This is a genomic window from Streptomyces sp. NBC_00433 (genome assembly GCA_036015235.1).
GTDB lineage: Bacteria > Actinomycetota > Actinomycetes > Streptomycetales > Streptomycetaceae > Actinacidiphila.
Genome location: CP107926.1, coordinates 3,053,437 through 3,069,940 on the forward strand (window position 1 = coordinate 3,053,437; position 16,504 = coordinate 3,069,940).

Here is a 16,504-nt window from a genome sequence, read left to right on the forward strand (position 1 = left end):
AGCGGAACACGCACAGGAGCGGCGGCAACGCACGTCCGGGGGCCGCGGTCGCGGGCAGGCGCAAGCCGCCCTGCGACGGGCCGGTCCCCGGAGATGGCTTCCCCCCCACCTGCGGCCGACCGATCATATGACCGCCGGCCGAGCGGCTACCAGCGTGGGGGGTTTTGCCGAACACAACTTTGGGCAAAGGAAATTTCCCGCGCATACGAACGGCCCCGCCCACCGGGGAATCCGGTGGGCGGGGCCGTTTACCTGACCGCGGGTCGCGGGTCAGTCGTTGTTCTGGCCCGGCGTGGTCTTCGCGATCTGCATCAGGAATTCCGCGTTGGACTTGGTCTGCTTCATCTTGTCAAGCAGCAGCTCGATCGCCTGCTGCTGGTCGAGCGCGTGCAGCACCCGGCGCAGCTTCCAGACGATGCCCAGCTCCTCGCCGCCGAGCAGGATCTCCTCCTTGCGGGTGCCGGACGCGTCCACGTCCACCGCGGGGAAGATGCGCTTGTCGGCGAGCTTGCGGTCGAGCTTGAGCTCCATGTTGCCGGTGCCCTTGAACTCCTCGAAGATCACCTCGTCCATCCGCGAGCCGGTCTCGACCAGCGCGGTGGCCAGGATGGTCAGCGAACCACCGTCCTCGATGTTGCGCGCCGCGCCGAAGAACCGCTTCGGCGGGTAGAGCGCGGTGGAGTCCACACCACCGGACAGGATGCGGCCGGAAGCGGGCGCCGCCAGGTTGTAGGCGCGGCCGAGCCGGGTGATCGAGTCCAGCAGCACGACCACGTCGTGGCCCAGCTCCACCAGGCGCTTGGCGCGCTCGATGGCCAGCTCGGCGACCGTGGTGTGGTCCTCGGCGGGGCGGTCGAAGGTCGAGGAGATGACCTCGCCCTTCACCGACCGCTGCATGTCGGTGACCTCTTCAGGACGCTCGTCCACCAGCACCACCATCAGGTGGCACTCGGGGTTGTTGGTGGTGATCGCGTTGGCCACGGCCTGCATGATCATGGTCTTACCGGTCTTCGGCGGGGCCACGATCAGGCCGCGCTGGCCCTTGCCGATCGGCGAGACCAGGTCGATGATCCGGGTCGTCAGCACGCCGGGGTCGGTCTCCAGCTGGAGCCGGTCCTGCGGGTAGAGCGGGGTGAGCTTGTTGAACTCCGGACGGCCGCGCCCGGAGTCGGCGGCCATACCGTTCGCCGAGTCCAGCCTGACCAGCGCGTTGAACTTCTCGCGCCGCTCGCCGTCCTTGGGCTGCCGCACCGCACCGGTGACGTGGTCGCCCTTGCGCAGCCCGTTCTTGCGGACCTGCGCCAGCGACACGTACACGTCGTTCGGGCCCGGCAGGTAGCCGGACGTGCGGATGAAGGCGTAATTGTCGAGGATGTCGAGGATGCCCGCCACCGGGATCAGCACATCGTCGTCGGCGACCTGCGGCTCGCCCCCGCCGCCGCCGAACTCCTCGCGGCGGTTGCTGCCGCGGCCCCGCCGGTCGCGGTAGCGGCCCCTGCGCCGGCCCCGGCCGTCACCGAACTCGTCGTCGTCCTGCGGGGCGCCGCCGCCCTGGCCGCCGCCCTGCTGCTGTTGCTGCTGGCCCTGGCCGCCGCCGCCCTGCTGCTGGCGGTCGCCGCGGTCCCGGCCCTGCCGGTTGCCGCCGTCACCGCCGCCGTCCTCGCGGTTGCGCTGGCGGTCCCGCTGGCGCTCCCTGCGGTCGCCGCGCTGGCCGCGCTGGCGGTCCTGGCGGTCGTCGCCCTGCTGCTTGCCGTCGCCCTTGCCCTCGGCCTGGCCCTCGGCGGTGTCCGCGGCGGCCTCGGCCGCCCGCTCGGCCCGCTCGGTCTTCGCCGCCTTGGCCTGCTCACCGGCCGGCTGGCCGGGAATCTCGATCTGCTTCTGCTCCTGGCGCTGCTCGGGAGCCGCGGTCGCGGTCGCCGTCGCGGCCGCCGGGGCGGCCTCGCCGTCGGACTTCTCGATGCGGGCCTTCGAGGTGGTGCGCCGCTTGGGCTTGTCCGCGGCGCCGTCGGCGGCCGCGGGGGCGGCCGGCGCGGACGCGCCGCCGCCTGCCTGGCGCTCCTTGATGGTCTCGATCAGCTGGCTCTTGCGCATCCGCGCGGTGCCCTTGATACCGAGGCCTGAGGCGAGCTGCTGCAGTTCGGCCAGCACCATGCCGTCCAGGCCGGTCCCGGTCCGGCGGCGCCGCGACGCACTGGCCGTGGCAGCACCGTTAGCAGGCGCGGCGGCGTCGGACGAGGCGACAGTGTCATCTGCGCGCACGCCCATCAGATCGGTGGTGTCGCTCACGAAGGGTCCTTCCCTGGAGCGGACGTCGGCCTGTCTGGCTCGGCGACCGGTCGTGCTGTCCGGATCTGGGCGTTTCCGCTGCTCAGAACCGGGGCGGTGGTCCGCCTGATGGCGGCAGAAATACATACGTGCCTTCGGCACGGAGGGAACTCGTACCGAAACTCCGGAGCGTGCTCAACACCGCTCGGGCAGAATCCGACTCCTCGGACCTTGCCTTATGCGATGTGGGAGGCTCCCGGAAGAAAAGCGGTCCCACGGAAGGGACACAGTGCATCGCGCCCATCGGGCATCGAATGCAGGCTTGAGGTTAACACTACCGGATCCAACAAACATTCCCCCTCTCACGACCGGCAACCGTGTCACTGTCCCCCGGCCAGCGGCAGTACACACGCCCCGGACGCGTCCAGTGCCAGGCGGTTCGCCGCCCAGCCCTCGCCCGCGATCCGGGAGACCTTGTCCGCGGCGCCGTCGTCGGTGAACGCCAGGACCGTGGGTCCCGCGCCCGACACGACGGCGGCCACGCCTTCGCCCCGCAACCGGTGGACCAGCGCCAGGGTTTCGGGCATCGCCGGCCCCCGGTAGTCCTGGTGCAACCGGTCCTCGGTGGCCGGCAGCAGCAGCTCGGGACGCCTGGTCAGGGCCTCCACCAGCAGCGCCGCCCGCCCCGCGTTGGCCGCCGCGTCCACATGCGGGACCGTACGCGGCAGCAGCCCGCGCGCGGTCTCGGTGAGCACCGGCGTGGCGGGCACGAAAACCACCGGGACCAGCGAGTCGGCGGGGTCGAGCCGGATGGCCCTGGCCGCGCCGCCCTCGGTCCAGGCCACGGTCAGGCCGCCGAGCAGGCACGCCGCGACATTGTCGGGGTGCCCCTCGATCTCGGTGGCCAGTTCGAGCAGTGCGGTGTCGTCCAGGACGGACGGGCCGCCTATGGTCACCGCGCGGGCGGCGATGATGCCCGCGCAGATCGCGGCCGACGACGAGCCGAGGCCGCGGCCGTGCGGAATGCGGTTCGCGCACACCACCTCAAGGCCGCGCGGCTGGCCGCCGAGCAGGTCGAAGGCGGTCCGCAGCGAGCGCACGACGAGGTGTTTCTCGTCCCGCGCCAGCGTGTCGGCGCCCTCACCGGCGATGTCCACGTGCAGCCCGGCGTCCGAGACCCGCACCACGACGTCGTCGTAGAGGCCCAGGGCCAGGCCGAAGGCGTCGAACCCCGGCCCGAGGTTGGCGCTGGTCGCGGGGACGCGCACTCGTACTGCGGCAGCGCGGAACGCGGGACCGGCCATCTTTCGACGAATCTCCTTGTGCGGTTCGCCCTGCGGGCGCGGCACCATTGCCGGGCGGCTGGGCGGGGAGTGGCGATGCGGGGTGGCATCCGCCGGATTCGGGGCACACTGCGGTGCCGCCTGCTTCCAGCTTATCGAAGGAAGGTTCTCCTGCGACATAGGGCGCACGCACAGCGCGTGATGCGTGTCGCCCACCGCGACGTGCGCCCCTCGCCTGCGGCGGGCTTCCCCCGGCTGCCTCCGCGTAAGGCGGCGCCTTACAGGGGCTCGGGGCTGCGTCCAATCTGCGGCCGGCGCCGCGTGGGCGCGCTCAGCCCCCACTCGCCGTCGTGTGCGGACGGACCGCCACCACCCCAGGGGCGCGGGGAACTGCGCGCGCAACCCACCACGACCGTCGTGTGCGGACGGACCGCCCCCACCCCAGGGGCGCGTGGGGGTACCCCCAGGCGAAGCTCTGGGGGAGAACGGAGCGACCAGCCCCCACCGGGCGCGCGGGTCGCCACCGGCCCGAAGGGGCTGTTGCTGTCGGAGACGGACCACCGGCCGGTGGACGGCTGAGCGCGCAGTTCCCCGCGCCCCTATCAGGCACCCCCTTGCCGAAAGGCACCACCCAGCCACCGCGCCAGCGGAAGGGCACCCCCTTGCCGAAGGGGTGCCCGAGAAGCGCCGCGCCCGGCGGAAGGGCGGCGCCTTCCGTGGAAGGCCAGGTCAGGCCAGGCCCAGGCTCCGGGCGGCGGTGTCGGCGTCGACCGGCACCGTCAAAGGCTGCGGGGCACCCGCGACGGCCCAGTCCGGGTCCTTCAGGCCGTTGCCGGTGACCGTGCAGACGATGCGCTGGCCCGGGTCGATGCGGCCCTCTTCGAGGGCCTTGAGCAGGCCGGCGACCGACGCCGCGGAGGCGGGCTCCACGAAGACGCCCTCCTTGGCCGCCAGCAGGCGGTAGGCGGACAGGATCTGACGGTCCGTCACCGCCTCGATGACGCCGCCGGACTCGTCCCGCGCCTCCTCGGCGAACTGCCAGGACGCGGGATTGCCGATCCTGATCGCGGTGGCGATGGTCTGCGGGCTGCGCACCGGGGCGCCGTTGACGATCGGCGCGGAACCCGACGCCTGGAAGCCCCACATCCGCGGCTTGCGGGTGGCCATCCCGTCCGCCGCGTATTCGCGGTAGCCGCGCCAGTAGGCGGTGATGTTCCCCGCGTTGCCGACAGGCAGCAGGTGCAGGTCGGGCGCGTCGCCGAGCGCGTCGACGATCTCGAAGGCCGCGGTCTTCTGCCCCTCGATCCGGACCGGGTTCACGGAGTTGACCAGGGCCACCGGGTACTTCTCGCTGAGCCCGCGCGCAAGGTCGAGGCAGTCGTCGAAATTGCCGTCGACCTGGAGGATACGGCTGCCGTGGACCAGCGCCTGGCCCATCTTGCCGAGCGCGATCTTGCCCTGCGGCACGAGCACCGCGCAGACCATGCCGGCGCGTACCGCGTAGGCCGCCGCGCTGGCGGAGGTGTTGCCGGTGGAGGCGCAGATGACGGCCTGGGCGCCGTCCTCCTTGGCCTTGGAGATGGCCATGGTCATCCCGCGGTCCTTGAAGGACCCGGTCGGGTTCGCGCCCTCGACCTTGAGGTACACGTCGCAGCCGGTGCGCTCCGACAGCAGTTGGGCCGGTACGAGCGGGGTGCCACCCTCCAGCAGCGTGACCACCGGGGTGTCCTGGCCGACCGGGAGCCGGTCGCGGTACTCCTCGATGATGCCGCGCCACTGGTGGGTGCCCGACATTCGGGGCTGGTCGATTGTTCCGTTCATTGCGGGTCTACTCCCCTTCCACACGCATGATGCTGGCGACGCCGCGTACGGTGTCGAGTTTCCGCAGGCTGGCGACGGTCGCCGAGAGGGCGGCGTCCGGCGCGCGGTGGGTGACGACGACGAGGGAGGCCTCGCCGCCCTCCCGCCGCCCGCCGGCCTGCTCGATCGCGGCGTCGTCGCCGCTGCCTTGATTTCTGCCCTGCTGACGCACCGTGTCGATGGACACGTCGTGCTCGGCGAACACCGTGGCGACCTGTGCGAGGACGCCCGGTTTGTCCGCCACGTCGAGGCTGATGTGGTAGCGGGTGACCACATCCCCCATCGGGCTCACCGGCAGTTGCGTGTAAGCGGACTCGCCGGCACCGGTGGTCGCCGCCAGTTTGTTGCGGCAGGCGGCCACCAGGTCGCCGAGGACGGCGGAGGCGGTGGGTGAACCGCCCGCGCCGGGACCGTAGAACATCAGCTGCCCCGCCGCCTCCGCCTCGACGAAGACGGCGTTGTAGGCCCCGCGTACGGAGGCCAGCGGGTGGCTGAGCGGAATCATCGCGGGGTGCACCCTGGCGGTGACCGAGCGGCCGTCGCGGGCGCGCTCGCAGATCGCCAGCAGTTTGACCGTGCAGCCCATCTTCTTCGCGGAGGCGATGTCGGCCGCGGTGACCTCGGTGAGGCCCTCGCGGTGGACGTCGTCGATGGTCACGCGGGTGTGGAAGGCGATACCGGCCAGGATCGCGGCCTTGGCGGCGGCGTCGAAGCCCTCCACGTCGGCGGTGGGGTCGGCCTCGGCGTATCCCAGCGCGGTGGCCTCGTCGAGCGCCTCGCTGTAGCCGGCGCCGGTGGAGTCCATCTTGTCGAGGATGAAGTTGGTGGTGCCGTTGACGATGCCGAGCACCCGGTTGACCTTGTCGCCGGCCAGCGACTCGCGCAACGGCCTGATCAGCGGGATCGCACCGGCGACCGCGGCCTCGTAGTAGAGGTCGACGCCGTGCTCGGCGGCCTTGGCGTGCAGGCTCGCGCCGTCGGCGGCGAGCAGCGCCTTGTTGGCCGACACCACCGAGGCGCCGTGCTCGAAGGCGGTGGTGATCAGCGTACGCACCGGCTCGATGCCGCCGATGACCTCGACCACGACGTCGATGTCGCCGCGCTTGACCAGCGCGGTGGCGTCTGTGGTGAGCAGCTCGGCGGGCACCCCCTCGCGCACCCGGTTGGGGCGGCGTACCGCGATGCCGGCCAGCTCGATGGGCGCCCCGATCCGGGCGGCCAGGTCGGCCGTCTGCGTCGTGATGATGCGCGTGACCTCGGAGCCGACCACACCGCAGCCAAGCAGCGCCACTTTCAGCGGACGCGTACGCATCATCCGACCTCGTCTCTCGTACAGCTCTCGTGTCGCGTGGGTACGGCCCGGACTCCCCGGTCTCCCGGCTCCCCGGTCCGTACGGCGTGGAGGGAACCAGTCTCACCCACCGGATGGGAGAAGCCACGCCGTGTCCGGATTTCGAGACCGTCCGGGCGGACCGTGAGATTTGCCGTCCGCCCGGCGATCTTGCGGTGTTTCGTCGCGCCCGGCGCGCGACTGCCGTAGATCCTCTTTACCGACCTGTACGGCCGGCGCCGGTGCCGGCCTGCGTCAGCCGACGTCGAGCCGCAGCAGGTCCTCCTCCGTCTCGCGCCGGACGATCACCCGCGGCTTCCCGTCCGCGACCACCACGACCGGCGGGCGCGGGACGTGGTTGTAGTTGCTGGCCATCGAGCGGCAGTACGCGCCGGTGGCCGGCACCGCGAGCAGGTCGCCGGGCGCCAGGTCCGACGGCAGGAACGCGTCCTTCACCACGATGTCACCGCTCTCGCAGTGCTTGCCCACGACCCGGCTGAGCATCGGCTCCGCGTCGCTGCGGCGGGAGGCCAGCGCCACGGTGTACTCGGCGTCGTAGAGCGCGGTACGGATGTTGTCCGACATCCCGCCGTCGACGCTGACGTACGTGCGCAGGCCCTCCAGCGGCTTGACGGTGCCGACCTCGTAGAGCGTGAAGGCGGTCGGGCCGACGATGGCCCGGCCCGGCTCGACCGACAGCCGCGGCGGGTCGAGGCGGGCCGCCTCGCACTCGCGGGTGACGATCTCGCCGAGCGACTTGGCGATCTGGTGCGGCTCCGCGGGGTCGTCGTCCGCGGTGTAGGCGATGCCCAGGCCGCCGCCGAGGTCGATCTCGGGCAGCTGCACCCCGTGCTCGTCGCGGATCGCGGCCAGCAGCGACACCACCCGGCGGGCGGCCACCTCGAAGCCCGCCATGTCGAAGATCTGCGAGCCGATGTGGCTGTGGATGCCGACCAGCTCCAGGCTCTCCAGCTTCAGCACCCGGCGCACCGCCTCCGCGGCCTGCCCGCCGGCCAGCGCCAGGCCGAACTTCTGGTCCTCGTGCGCGGTCGCGATGAATTCGTGGGTGTGCGCCTCGACGCCGACCGTCACCCGGATCTGCACCGGCTGCCGCCGCCCGTGCCGCTCGGCCGCCGCCGCGACCCTGACGATCTCCTGGAAGGAGTCCAGCACGATCCGGCCGACACCGGCCGCGACCGCCCGGTCGATCTCGGCGTTGCTCTTGTTGTTGCCGTGCATCGCGATCCGCTCGGCGGGCATGCCGGCGTCCAGCGCGACGGCCAGCTCGACGCCCGAGCAGACGTCGAGGTTGAGCCCCTCCTCGTGCAGCCAGCGCACGACGGCCCGGGACAGGAAGGCCTTGCCGGCGTAGAAGACGTCCGCGTCGGGCCCGAAGGCCGCCCGCCAGGCCCGGCAGCGGGCCCGGAAGTCGGCCTCGTCCAGCACGTACGCCGGTGTTCCGAACTCGGCGGCCAGGTCCCGTACGTCGATCCCGCCGACCTCGACGGCGCCGTCGGCGTTGCGGGTGACGGTACGGGCCCAGATGTGCGCGTCCAGCCGGTTGAGGTCGGCGGGCGGGGCGGCGTAGTGCCCTTCCGGCAGTACGTCGGCGTGGCGGGGCCCTGCGGGATGTGCGGATCGGCTCACGGCGGTGTCTCTCGTTCTCGTCTTCTCGTCAGAGATGGTCGGGGGCGCTGATGCCGAGCAGGTGCAGGCCGTCGGCGAGCACGATGCCGGTCGCGTCGGCGAGGCGGACCCGGGCAGCGTGGACGGCCGAGGGTTTCTCGTCCCCCTTGGGCAGCGCGGGACACTCGTCCTGGAACCGGAGATAGGCGTCGGCCAGCCGCTCCAGATGCCGTGCGAGCCGATCGGGCGCGCGGCGGCGGGCGGCGGTCTCGACGACCCGGGGGAAGTCGGCGATCAGCCCGAGCAGTTCCGTCTCGGCGGGGTGCCGATACGGGTCCCGGGCCGCTGCCTCGACGCGTACGCCCAGGTCATGGGCATTGCGCAGCAGCGCGCGGGTGCGGGAGTGGACGTAGCGGACCCGGAAGAGCGGGTTCGCCTCACGCTGGGCCAGCAGGGCGGGGCCAGGGCGGGGCGGGTCCTCGGCCGGGGGGCGGAGCAGGGACCAGCGGGCGGCGTCGCGGCCGAGGCGGGCGGTGGCGTCCCCGCCTTCCGCGACGCCTTCTGCCACCGTGAGGCTCTCCCGGCGGTCGCCGTGCCCGGCGCCGGCGGCGCGGAGCAGCCCGTTGACGACCTCGGCAACCATCGTGGCCCGCACCGCGCCGGGCGGCTCCGCCACGACGGTGACGGCCTCGTCCGCGAGCCCTTCACCCCGCCCGTAGTCGGCCCCCTGCTCGCGCACCTGGCGTACGACGTCGGCGTAGGCCCGCGCGCTGAGCGTGATGTTCAGGAACCCGGCACCGGCGACCTCGACCTGGGCGATCCCCGGCTCCCTGGCGAGCCGCACCGCGAGAATCCCGGCGACCTCGTAGGCGCTGCGCCCCGCCTGCCCGGCGAGCTGCAGCGCCACGTTCGTCGCGTAGTCCCCGCACCCCGGCCGCGGCGGCCGCTGCACCACGATCTTCTCCGGCACCGCGACCCGCAGCTCGTCCGCCGCGACGGCACGCCTGACCGTGCTCAGCACGGTCCACGACAGCTCGGCGGGGGTCACGGGAAAAGCGTAGGCGAGAACCGCTACCCCACGGCGACAGGGTTTACGCCGCTTACGCCCCTCCGGAAGCGGCGGCGGCCTGCGTCCCCGCGTCGGCGTCCGGCTGCTCGTCCGGCCCCCGACGTATCAACCGCCGCACGGTCTCCACCAGCTCGGCCGGCTCGAAGGGCTTCCCCACATACGCGTCCACCCCGCGCGGTCCCCCGGTCCCGTCCGGCAGCGCCCCCGCGCTGACCATCACGATCCCCACGTCCCGCGTCCACGGATCCGCGTCCGCCCGCAACCGCGCCGCCGTCCGCACCCCGTCCAGCCGCGGCATCACCACATCCAGCGTCACCACATCGGGCCGCACGCTGTGCACGATCTCCAGGCACTCGGCACCATCAGCCGCGGTCACGACCTCGAAGCCCTCCAGCTCCAGGTTGACCCTGATCAACTGCCGGATCACCTTGTTGTCATCCACAACAAGCACCCGGCCGGTCGCACCCGCCACACCCAGAAGCCTAGGCGCCCCCCTTCTGATGCGTCCGCGTTTTGCCCATTTCTCCCCCACCAAAGACGCCCCCTGCCCCCACAGCCCCACCCAAACCCTGTCCGGCCCACCCCTCCCGTGCTGGTAGTGTTCTTCCCGTCGCCCCCGTAGCTCAGGGGATAGAGCAACGGCCTCCGGAGCCGTGTGCGCAGGTTCGAATCCTGCCGGGGGCACTTCCGTTTCACCACGTGAGTGCCTGGCGAACCCCGCAACCAGCAGCAATGCTGGACGCGGGGTTTTCTGCATTCCCGCGCCATGTGCAGCCGAGGGCCGTCAAATGCAGCTCCATGCCAGTGATCACGTTGTAGTGACGTGTTGATCTTTGGTCTCGTCTGCGCACGTCACAGGGCCGGTTCAGGGGTTTCGTGAAGTCGACGTCATGTGTAACCGCCGCGCCGGATGCAGGCCCATCGCAAGGGCGGTGGCCGCCGCGGTCGATTCAGAGGCCCGCCGGATGGCTGGAGAGCCAGTCGGCATGCCGATCCCGCATCTCCTCCCGCTCCTCGGGCGAAGCAAGCAATACGTCGGCGCCACCGTCGTAGGGGTGATGGATGCGCCGCATACCGGTGTCGGTGATCATGATTCCCCCCACCTTGTCGTCGGCGACGTCGCGCAGCAACTCATCAATGCAGCCGCGCTGCCAGGGGCGACGTACGACGAACAGGTGGGCGTAGGTGCGGAACTCCGGGTCCGGGTCGTCCTCCGCCAGCAGACTCCGCCAGTAGTCGGCGTTCGACGGGGACGGAGGTACCTCGGATTCGGCCGTCCACACAGGCGTGATCACGTACACGTCCGTACCGGCGAACAACTCGTCGAGCACAGTGTTGTAGCGCTCCAGGACGACGACGTACTCGGCCTCATCCTCTGCGTACCGCTTCGACTCCGGCAGGCTGTGGAAACGCACCCAGACGTCCCGGTAAGGACCCCGGAGCCTGTATGCGACCGGAGGGCAGTCCGGCCATCGCTCCTGCCACATCTCGGTCAAGGCCGACAGCCCGACTTCAGACATTCACGCAAGTCCTCTCAGCGATGACGCCATACCGGCGACCATGATGCTCACTGGGCACCCGCGAAAGAACCGATTTTCTTCACGGCATAGAGAAGTGCCCCGGATCGCTCCGGGGCACAAGTCGTCCGCCAGTCGACTGGCGGACACCTCAGGTGTCCGTCTGGTTCTCGCCGAGCCCTTGCATGATGCGGTCGTTCATCTCGGCTTCCTGACCATCTATGCACTTGGCATAGATCCGCAGTAGGACGTCCACCGAATGCCCCGCGCGGGCAGCGACCTCCGGGGCAGGGACGCCGGAGTTGAGCCACTGAGAGACACCGGCGTGCCGTAGGTCGTAAGGCCGGGCCGCCATAACCGAGGCAACCTGGCCGGGCAGGAGAGCCACCTTCCGGGCCTGCTTCCACACCCGCGAGTAGGACGAGGCTGCGACGACGTTGCCGTACTCGCTTTGGAAGAGCCGGCCGTCGTCCGCAGTGCCGAACTCCTCGATGTGGTCCAGGAGCAGCCGCACGAGCGGAGGCGGGATCGGCACTGTCCGGACCTCGCCCTGCGCCCGTTGCTTCAGGCCCCGGCGGTCATGCGCCTCACCTGAATCCGTCCACGCCTTGCCTGCCGCGGGCCGCGTCTCGGCCAGTTCGATACGGCCCCAGCCTTTCTCGGGCAGCGTGCAGTCCGAACGGCGCAGGCCCGACGCCTCCCCCGGCCGCATGGCCGCGTAGTAGAGGCAGCCGAAGAACGCCCGCAGACGCCGACCACTGGCCCGGTCGTAAGCGCCGACGTACGTCACCGCTATGAGCAATTCCCGTGCCTGCCGAGGATTCACAACGACTCGCCGGTCCACCTCCTGTACGGCCCGCTTGCCCCGCTTCCGGCGAACCCGGGTCAGCGGATTGGACGGCAGCGCTTCCAGTTCGACGGCGTACTCCAACGCGTTGAAGACCACCGCCCTGCGACGGCGATAGGTCTGCGTGGCCGCCGGCTTGCCGTCCAACTTTCGGCCGAGGGCGTCAATCAGCTCATGAACCCTGCTTATCTCGTGGAGTTCGGCCACCGGCAGCGAGGCCTTCTCGATCCACTTCACAGCCGCCGCGATCTCCTCCGGCCGCTCCCGTTCCCGACGTGGCGGAGGCAGTACGTACGAGCGCAACGCCCGCCGCAGCACCTCCGGTGAGGGCCGCCCGCGGCCTGGTTTGGTAAGCACCGGGACGACACCGGCAAGGGCATCGGTCATGCTGTCGCGGTGCTTGGCCGACGCGTCCACCCACCGGTGGTCGAGATACTTCACCGCCAGGTCGAGGAAGGACAGCGCGGCCTTGCCCCCACGGAGGGAGTCGGGGAGCCCCGACACCGTGTCGAACGGTTCGCCCTTCTCCACCGCTCGCAGGAGCTTCGCCCGGAACCGGTCCGCCAGCGCGGTGGACTTGTACGACTCGCTGAATGTCTGCCCGTCCACCACCCACCGCACCACGTACGTGAGCTTCTTCGTCGTCTTGTTGACACTGATCTTCCAGACGGAGACCTTGTACGACTTCACGTCGCCCCCTCCGCCCGATCGTCGAGCCAGGCGTTGAGCACGGCCCGCCGGACCCGCAGCTCCCCGTTCGGCAGCCGGATGCACGCCGGGGCGAGGCCCAGCTCACGCCAGCGGTAGAAGGTGCGCCGGGAGATGCCGCCCAGCTCTTCCAGGACCTCTCGCACGGTGAGCAGTCCGGTCATCCGCTCACGCGCCATGACGCTCACCGTCCTCCCGCACCGAGGCGGCAAGGAGCGCCGCCCCCGGCGAGTAGCCGCGCCCGGCATAACGCCAGTGCCCGGCGGTGACCGTCACCCGACCGTCGAGGCCCAGCGCAGAACGCTGCTCTTCCGCGCGGTGCTCGGTACGTGCGTCCCGCAACGCCGTGAGGGTGGTCGAGTAGCGGCGCGACTTGGTCGAGAAGTGCCCGCCGTAGCCGAGCATGTGAGCCCAGCGCCGCAGCCCGAGCGGTTCGAAGTCGGTCAGGCCCCCGAGCCACCAGCACGTACCGATCATCCGCAGCACGTGGCGCCGGACCGGCAGGACCACCAGCTCCCGGGCGTGCCGAATACGGCCGTCCACGGCCCCGGCCACCTCCGCACCCTTCGTGGCGTATTTCGCGATGTAGCCCGCCACAGCGGCCGAGGTGAGGTCACCGGTACCGAACTCCGCGATAGGCCGTACGTCCACCTGAGTCCCGAAGCGCAACGTCCGCCGACCGACGACCCCCGTTCCCGGAGCGTCCAGCCGGACCAGGCCGACCGACTCCCTTACGGCGTCGGCGAGCAGGTCGGTCGTGGCCCATTCGGGCGGAGCCGAATGCGGACCCTCCGGACCGTCCAGGCGGACCACCGCATGAAAGTGAACGAGTCCGCGCCGCTGGTACTCAGCCACCTTCGCGTACGACAGCCGAGCCGTATCGGCGAACTCCGTACGGGAGGTGCCGACCCGCCGAGCCAGCTCCCGCCGCAGCTCCAACGCGAACCGGTGCCAGAGTCGACCGGCCGACGCCTGCCACAGCACGGCGCCCGCGTAGTCGTAGCAGCGCGGGCACAGCGGCTCGCCGAGCCGGGAGTCGTCCACGTGGTGGCGTTCGCCGCAGACCACCGGCACGCCATGCGGGCAGCACTCCCCCACGCGGCGCGGACGGCAGACACGTACCCGACCGTCCCGCTCACGTCGGGTGTGGACCGGCCCGAACCCGGGAGCGGTGAGCGTGGTGAAGAGCCGCGGGTGTCCGCCGACGCTTGCCGGAGTCTCCTTGCCGCCGACGAGCCCGGCCCGGATGAGCTGATACGTGTCCGCCCGGTAAACCCGAGCGCAGGTAGGGCAGACGCTCGCCCGACGATTGCCGCAGGCGACGAGCAACCGGCCGCCGTACGCCTGCGAACCGTACGACCACAACACCTCACCGCTCACCGCGTCGACGTAGGCGGACGCCCCGACGAGGTGAACCGGGTTTGTGCAGCCGTTCAAGCGGACGATGTTGCGCCGCCACGCGGAGAAGTCCGCTTCGGCCGCCCTTGCCAGAAGCGCGGCCACGTCCTTCGGAGTCGAGGTCATGGCCGACCGCCTCCGAACGCCTGCCACATCACGGCGGTGATGGCCTCCGGCCGGCTCTTGGCGCTGAACCTCAGCGTCGGATCGGTCAGCCAGAGCGCGGCGGCGTGCCCCGGGCACAGCCAACGCTCGAAGCCGTCCAGGCCGACAAGGACGACCTGTTCACGACCGACGCAGGTGGGACGCTCCGGCTCGCGTAACTCACATTCGGGAAACCGCGAATTGCGCGGTCGGTTGACGGTGGGCACAGTGTGAGTGCTCCTTTCACTGCTCACGTGGCGGATGGGGTGGGCTCCTGGCGGGGTCGGGTTTGGCGACTTCGCGCCCCGCCGGGAGCCGTTCGCGCGGAGAAGCGCGGGGCTGGATCTGGGCATGGCTGTCCCCTTCGTCGTGCGGGGAGGGTTGGTCAGAAGCTCACTTGGCCGAGGAAGGTGCTCAGGCCGATGAGCGCGGTGCGAATGACCGGGGCCGCGCCGGTCGCGGCGAGCAGGAAGCCGAAGGCTCCGCTGAGCAGGACGTCCGGCCAGCGTAGGTAGCGGATACGGAGCAGGAACCAGATCAGAAGGCCGAGAAGGACGACGGCCGACATGGACACCAGCACGGTTCCGCCCCTCAGGCGTTGTCGTCGCGGTCGAGGCGTTCGATCACGACCGTCGTGGCCGTCGCTGTCTTGGCGGTACGCAAGGTGCCCACGACATCGTGCAGTTCGGGAAGATCCGGGGTCAGGTGGGCGTACTGCGCCGCGGTCGTTTCGGCATCCACCTCCGAGACCAGGTGCGAGCGAGCACGTTCCCAGCCGTCGCCGGAGGCGAGTACGGCAGTGCCGGCCTGGTCGGGACGGATCGCCTGCGCGGCCTTGAGGGCATCGGGATTGAGGTCCCCGAGAGCCATCTCCGCTGTACCCGGGTCGGCGACCCGATGGCAGACGCGTCCGCCGAGTTGCGCACGCAGCGCCGTGACGCCCGGACCGAGGTCGGAGCCCACTCGTTGTCCGGCGACGACCAGGAACACCCCGAGGGCGGCGCCGAGTTGGGCCAGCCGGATCAGCGCGGTACCCGCAGCGTGTGCTTCGTCCTTCTCCCCGCGGTTGGCGATGAGGAACAGCTCCGCCAACTCGTCCACGATCACGACGACGGGGACCGGCCGTAGGTCGTCAGGCAGACCCCAGACGTTCCGTACGCGGGCGGTACGGCAGATCGCCATACGGTCGGTGGTGAGGTCGACGAGCGCGGCCAGCAGCCGCACTGCTTGCGTGCGGTTGGTGGCGAGCGCCGACAGCCGAGGCTCGTAGAGGGACAGTTCCATGCCGCCCTTGCAGTCGATCCCGACCAGGGCGACCGGCTGCGGTGCGAGGCCCGCGACGAGTGCGTTGATCAACGTGGACTTGCCGGATCTCGTGGCACCGACGATGAGCCAGTGCGGAATCTGCCGGAGGTCGATGACCCAGTCGGCGCCAGTTTCCAGCACACCTACGGCCACGTTCAGCAGGGCACTTCTCCCCCGCTGTGTGGGTATTCGCGGCGCGGCCAACGGGTCCGCGGCCGAGGCAGCCACCCGTACGTAGCCCGGCTTCCAGGACGTCACGCGTACCGCGTGCACTTGCCAGGTCTCGGCCATGGCAGGTGCAGCCTTCGCGAAGTCCTGCGGCACCTGGCCGGGCAGCAACCGTACGACGAACCAGAAGCCGCCAGCCGTGGGGCGGATCGGACCCCGGCGGGGAACACGCGGCTGCGGCGGAGGTGCGCCGTTGCCGACGAGCCCGGACACGACCGTCAGCGCGGCCTTGCGACTCACGGCCAACCCGCAGCCAGCCATCAACGGCCGCCACGTACGACTGACGCGTACGACCGCGACGGGAAAGCCGACGAGCAGCCACCACGCGTTGGGGAACCGGTGGCGCAGGACCGGGCCGGAGATGATCAACGCTGCGACCATCGCGAGAACCGCCATCAGGACGAGCGTCGACCAGGTGTGTCCTGGCGAGGACTCGGCTAAGCAGTTCACTGACCAGCCCCCTTGCTCGCGGCGGCGGAGGCGGGCGGGGCGGAGAGCGGCCGGATCTCGGCGGCTCGGAAGGCGATACCGCGCCGACCCTCGTTCTCCCACGGGACGGCCACGAGGTCACGCACCTGCACCGGCATCCCGAGCTGTATGCCACTCGGCTCACCGGCCACGCTGACGTTCACCACGTCGGCCGATCCCATGGACATGAGGCACAGGCCGACCTGGAACACGGTCCGTCCGGTGTCGCGGTCGACGCGAAGCTGTCCAGTCTCGCGGTTGGCGACGCGCGGGGACGGAGGGACCGCGCAGATGATCGCCGTGTACTTGGCGGTGTCGATCGGAAGGGTTGCCACTGTTCTGAACTCCTCTGGGGTGGTGGGCGGGAGGCAGTCTCCCGCAGTGATTTACAACCCGTAGTACGGGTGCAGGTCCCAGAGTGCGACCCGTAGTACGGGTTGTCAAGTGGGCTGGGAT

The 16,504-nt window shown here is 70.8% G+C and carries 15 protein-coding genes and 1 tRNA gene; 1 reads left to right on the forward strand and 15 read right to left on the reverse strand.

The genetic code is table 11. The features are described from left to right. Positions 1-270 precede the first annotated feature (270 nt). From rho to OG900_12620, 7 genes are all read right to left on the reverse strand, one after another. A complete protein-coding gene (gene rho / locus OG900_12590; protein WUH90851.1) occupies positions 271-2,286 on the reverse strand; it encodes a transcription termination factor Rho in 2,016 nt (671 codons plus the stop codon). Positions 2,287-2,645: 359 nt separating this feature from the next. Beyond that, positions 2,646-3,569, reverse strand: coding sequence for a homoserine kinase (thrB, locus tag OG900_12595; protein WUH90852.1), 924 nt, complete (start codon positions 3,567-3,569; stop codon positions 2,646-2,648). A 708-nt stretch (positions 3,570-4,277) separates the two neighbouring features. Beyond that, the gene (gene thrC, locus OG900_12600; protein ID WUH90853.1) at positions 4,278-5,369 is read right to left on the reverse strand and encodes a threonine synthase; all 1,092 of its coding nucleotides are present in this window, start codon (positions 5,367-5,369) and stop codon (positions 4,278-4,280) included. 7 nt (positions 5,370-5,376) lie between these two features. Continuing rightward, a complete protein-coding gene (locus OG900_12605) occupies positions 5,377-6,723 on the reverse strand; it encodes a homoserine dehydrogenase (GenBank protein ID WUH90854.1) in 1,347 nt (448 codons plus the stop codon). A gap of 270 nt (positions 6,724-6,993) precedes the next feature. Beyond that, a complete protein-coding gene (gene lysA / locus OG900_12610; GenBank protein ID WUH90855.1) occupies positions 6,994-8,385 on the reverse strand; it encodes a diaminopimelate decarboxylase in 1,392 nt (463 codons plus the stop codon). A gap of 28 nt (positions 8,386-8,413) precedes the next feature. Then, on the reverse strand, positions 8,414-9,412 hold the full coding sequence (locus OG900_12615; GenBank protein WUH90856.1) for a DALR anticodon-binding domain-containing protein: 999 nt from the start codon (positions 9,410-9,412) through the stop codon (positions 8,414-8,416). Between the two features lie 52 nt (positions 9,413-9,464). Beyond that, positions 9,465-9,905 carry a response regulator gene (locus tag OG900_12620; GenBank protein WUH90857.1) on the reverse strand — a complete coding sequence of 147 codons (441 nt, stop codon included), beginning with the start codon at positions 9,903-9,905 and terminating at the stop codon, positions 9,465-9,467. A 140-nt stretch (positions 9,906-10,045) separates the two neighbouring features. Here OG900_12620 and OG900_12625 point away from each other — a divergent pair. Continuing rightward, a tRNA-Arg gene (locus tag OG900_12625) sits at positions 10,046-10,117 on the forward strand. Between the two features lie 266 nt (positions 10,118-10,383). On the opposite strand, the gene OG900_12630 is transcribed toward OG900_12625, so the two are convergent. The 8 genes from OG900_12630 to OG900_12665 all read right to left on the reverse strand — a co-directional run bounded on the left by OG900_12630 (position 10,384) and on the right by OG900_12665 (position 16,383). Beyond that, a complete protein-coding gene (locus OG900_12630) occupies positions 10,384-10,848 on the reverse strand; it encodes a hypothetical protein (protein WUH90858.1) in 465 nt (154 codons plus the stop codon). Between the two features lie 253 nt (positions 10,849-11,101). Continuing rightward, entirely contained in the window at positions 11,102-12,487 is a 1,386-nt protein-coding gene (locus OG900_12635; protein WUH90859.1) for a tyrosine-type recombinase/integrase, read from the reverse strand. Then, a complete protein-coding gene (locus tag OG900_12640) occupies positions 12,484-12,684 on the reverse strand; it encodes a helix-turn-helix domain-containing protein (GenBank protein ID WUH90860.1) in 201 nt (66 codons plus the stop codon). Before OG900_12640 ends, OG900_12635 begins: the two co-directional genes overlap by 4 nt. Continuing rightward, complete coding sequence (locus OG900_12645) at positions 12,674-14,029, reverse strand: replication initiation protein (protein ID WUH90861.1); 1,356 nt, start codon at positions 14,027-14,029, stop codon at positions 12,674-12,676. Before OG900_12645 ends, OG900_12640 begins: the two co-directional genes overlap by 11 nt. After that, positions 14,026-14,274, reverse strand: a complete 249-nt coding sequence (locus OG900_12650) for a hypothetical protein (protein WUH90862.1) — start codon at positions 14,272-14,274, stop codon at positions 14,026-14,028. Before OG900_12650 ends, OG900_12645 begins: the two co-directional genes overlap by 4 nt. Positions 14,275-14,432: 158 nt before the next feature. Then, entirely contained in the window at positions 14,433-14,627 is a 195-nt protein-coding gene (locus OG900_12655) for a hypothetical protein (protein ID WUH90863.1), read from the reverse strand. A gap of 11 nt (positions 14,628-14,638) precedes the next feature. Then, on the reverse strand, positions 14,639-15,976 hold the full coding sequence (locus tag OG900_12660; protein WUH95732.1) for an FtsK/SpoIIIE domain-containing protein: 1,338 nt from the start codon (positions 15,974-15,976) through the stop codon (positions 14,639-14,641). A 50-nt stretch (positions 15,977-16,026) separates the two neighbouring features. Next, entirely contained in the window at positions 16,027-16,383 is a 357-nt protein-coding gene (locus OG900_12665) for a hypothetical protein (protein ID WUH90864.1), read from the reverse strand. Positions 16,384-16,504 lie beyond the last annotated feature (121 nt).